Genomic DNA, 3,093 nt, shown 5'->3' on the forward strand with positions numbered 1-3,093 from the left:
GGCGATTTTCAAGAAGTTGCGCATCAGCGGATGCCCCCGACTTGATAGACCTCACTTGCAGTCGGCGTGATCGGCGTCCCCGTATTGTTCGAGAACGTGACTGCGATCTGGTTCGAGGCGCTGGCTCGCACGTTGACAATGCCGAGTCCCGCCTGTGCAGTTGGCTTGCTCACGTACACCACATCCCCCACGCGCACACCAGCCACCGTGAAAGTCTGTTCGGCAGTCGTATTCGCTGCGACCTGTGCAGGCGAGAGCGTCACGTTGATGCGATAGATCGAAGTCACCTTATCAGCCGGCGCCTCGGTAAAGGATAGCGACGCGACGGTAGGTTCGTCGGTGGCCACGCCAAGGAATTTAGTCATCGTTTAACTCCCAGAGATTTCGCTCTGCGGCGCCATTTCGCCACGCTGATACACCGTGTACTGCTGCCCGTCGCAGACGATGGCGATGGCGTCTGCAGGGAAGGGTTGCGCCGGGGAGAGCAAGGGCTCGGCCTCGGTGCCGATGTTCGCTACCGGGATCGTGATCATGGGTTCAGCAGCTCCACGGTGTAGGCTTCGAGGGTGATCGTGTCGGCGGCGTTCGCCAAGGACCCCGCGATAATTAGATTTTGGAGGGCGGCCATATTGACTGAAGAGGTTCCGGGGTTGGCCCCGGATGTTCCACCCCCACCGTTACCAGCAGGAGCGCCACCGGGTTGCCATACTTGGTTATTAAGGGCGCCACGATTCCAAATATTAATTTCTTCCCATACGCTGGAATTTGCAGTGACGCTAAAACTACGCATTGCGGTTCCGGTGAGTCGGATAGTAAAAGTTTTCGTGTTCGCATTACTTGTGCAGCTATACAGGTACCGAACACGAAGACACCCGTTCGGAGCCATCGCCCCGGCTGGGATCGGGGTCTTTGCGAGGACCGTCTCGGACGTGGTGCCCGTCACCGACACGGGGACGGCGGATTGAGCGAAGACGAGCGATACACCGGCAGTGCGTGCGATGCGACCGCCAATCATCTGTGAGTTGAGCAGCGTAGCCCCTTCGATGGGATCAACCGCGACACCTAGAAACCTAGTCATAGATCAGCTCCCAGAAGTTTCATAAACGCCGCCCATGACCGTCACTGCGGTTGCTGTGTCAGCCAATGCCTGAAGTGTCATGCCGGGCTCTAGTTGCAGACCGATACATTGCGGCGGCACATAGGTCTGTCCCGGGGATAGCGAATAGGCGGACACGAGCATGTTGCCAGCAGAAGCCGAGCCGCTCGAAGGCACGCGATGCACCGTTACCTTGACAACACCCGCCATCGTATTGGTAAACGACAGATTGTTGACGGTCCCGACCGTTCCGGATGGCGCCATGTAATACGTGGCTGCCGAAGTGGTTAGTTGTGCCGCGAGGATTGCCTTTGGAATCCGTTGCATTTGTTACCCCAGCAGTAAGCCCTTGACGTAGACCTTGGTCACGCCGACAGGAATCGGCGCGGTGAATGTCAAAGTCAGGCCCACAAGAGAAGAAATCTGATCATCGCCTTGAAAGACGCCATCGAAGTACACCCATAGCCGCGGAATAGCGCCAAAAACCTTTGTCAATGTCAGCGCTGTCGTTGTACCAGGCGTGAAGTCAGTTCCAGATGTGAATGTGTTATCCACCACATCAATCTGCATCGCCGCGGGCGCGAAGATCATTTCTAGCAACGCTTCTTGGCGGCTAGGCTGTGCCAGTGTTGGTTCATCGCCCAATACTTCGCGCGCCGCATCCGTAGGTCCAGGAATTCCAAAGGTCTGTTCCACACTGAACACATCATCCAGTGTGATGCTTGTAGGCGTGTCTCCGCCACCGCCGCCAGTACGGCGCCAAAGTTGGATCAGGAACAGCAGCCATGCTTCCGTAATGACGCCGGTCTTTGGATCGGCAATCGGAGCATTCACGAGAGGGACGTCACTTTGCAGGTTGGCCATGATCGTCACTCGTTATTCTTGCTGACCTGCACCCAGGCGCCTGATAGCGCTGTGCGCACCGGCGCTGACCACCACAGTTCAAATACTCGGTCACGAGCCATGCCAAGCCGCTGGAATTGCAGTGACTTGATGTACTCTCCCTCTAGGCCTAGGCTTGTCTCGATGGCGTTCCCCCAAGACTTGCCGCGGGTATCGCTCCAGCGCAGATACAGAGGCACTTCGACGTTGCCGGCACCGTTGCCGACTTCCATGTCGGCAATGAATTCGCGATAGCTCAGACGACTGGAATCATCATCCACACCGTGATAGAAGCCGCGTAGCCGTGGAATCGGCTGTCCATTGTCAAGATAGACCTCTGGCTCTACTGCGTAGAGATTGCCGTTCTCGAAATCGCCCACGATGCGGCGCCCATATAACAGGGCATAGCAGTTGGAGCGATGGCGCTGGAACTCGCCGTTCTCGTCGATAGACAGCCATTCGCACCATTGCTCGGTCGACAGGTCATAGCACCATGTCTTCTGCGCTGTTGGGAATGTGATCACATAGAAGGTGTGGCCCAGGCTCTGGAATGTGTAAGCGAAGGCATCGTCAACCGTGTCATAGCCGGCGATCTCATTGTCCATCGCGAACGTGGAAATCTTCGTCGCCTGGAACTGTTGAGCGCGGCAAATGATTCGGTCGCCCTGCTCCGAGCGCGCGAGCCAACAGAAATCTCCATCCATCTGTGCGATGGTATTGGCATTCATGCATCCATACTGCATGAACACACCCGGCAGACGCTCGAATGGAAATGCCGTGTTACCGGCGTTGAACCACACTTCGCTAGTCAGTTGGCCAAACAGATAGAGGTAGCGGCGCGCGACACCGACACCAACCACCTTGTCAGGGAATCCATTCTTGGATGCGAAATCAGTCGCGTCGAAGCTTGCCTGATTGTTCAGCGAGATATACCACTGACTCGTATTGGGTCGATTAAGGACAAAGAAACCATCCACCATATCGATGTAGTCAGCACCGTAAAACGCGCCCTGGTTGATCAGCGCAAAGGTATCGTCCGCCAAAGTCACCTGATAGCCGTTCGGCGTGCCGTCGACCACGATCAGAGTCGTGCCGTTGTCGACCATATGCACGAT

General features: G+C 56.4%; 5 protein-coding genes. All 5 read right to left on the bottom strand.

The window, feature by feature from the left end; all coding sequences use genetic code 11:
* Nucleotides 1–23 precede the first annotated feature (23 nt).
* Nucleotides 24–365, bottom strand: coding sequence for a hypothetical protein (locus tag KF708C_RS33675; RefSeq protein ID WP_059416156.1), 342 nt, complete (start codon nucleotides 363–365; stop codon nucleotides 24–26).
* Nucleotides 366–368: 3 nt separating this feature from the next.
* Nucleotides 369–533, bottom strand: a complete 165-nt coding sequence (locus tag KF708C_RS36240) for a hypothetical protein (protein ID WP_156174059.1) — start codon at nucleotides 531–533, stop codon at nucleotides 369–371.
* Between the two features lie 548 nt (nucleotides 534–1,081).
* Nucleotides 1,082–1,423, bottom strand: coding sequence for a hypothetical protein (locus KF708C_RS35300; RefSeq protein WP_082080224.1), 342 nt, complete (start codon nucleotides 1,421–1,423; stop codon nucleotides 1,082–1,084).
* A gap of 3 nt (nucleotides 1,424–1,426) precedes the next feature.
* On the bottom strand, nucleotides 1,427–1,960 hold the full coding sequence (locus KF708C_RS36245) for a hypothetical protein (protein ID WP_156174060.1): 534 nt from the start codon (nucleotides 1,958–1,960) through the stop codon (nucleotides 1,427–1,429).
* Nucleotides 1,961–1,965: 5 nt separating this feature from the next.
* Nucleotides 1,966–3,093: hypothetical protein (locus KF708C_RS36570; RefSeq protein ID WP_197090466.1), on the bottom strand; the 1,128-nt coding region annotated here is incomplete at its 5' end.

Origin of the sequence: Cupriavidus basilensis, from assembly GCF_000876015.1 — a bacterium.
GTDB classification, from domain to species: Bacteria; Pseudomonadota; Gammaproteobacteria; order Burkholderiales; family Burkholderiaceae; genus Cupriavidus; species Cupriavidus basilensis_B.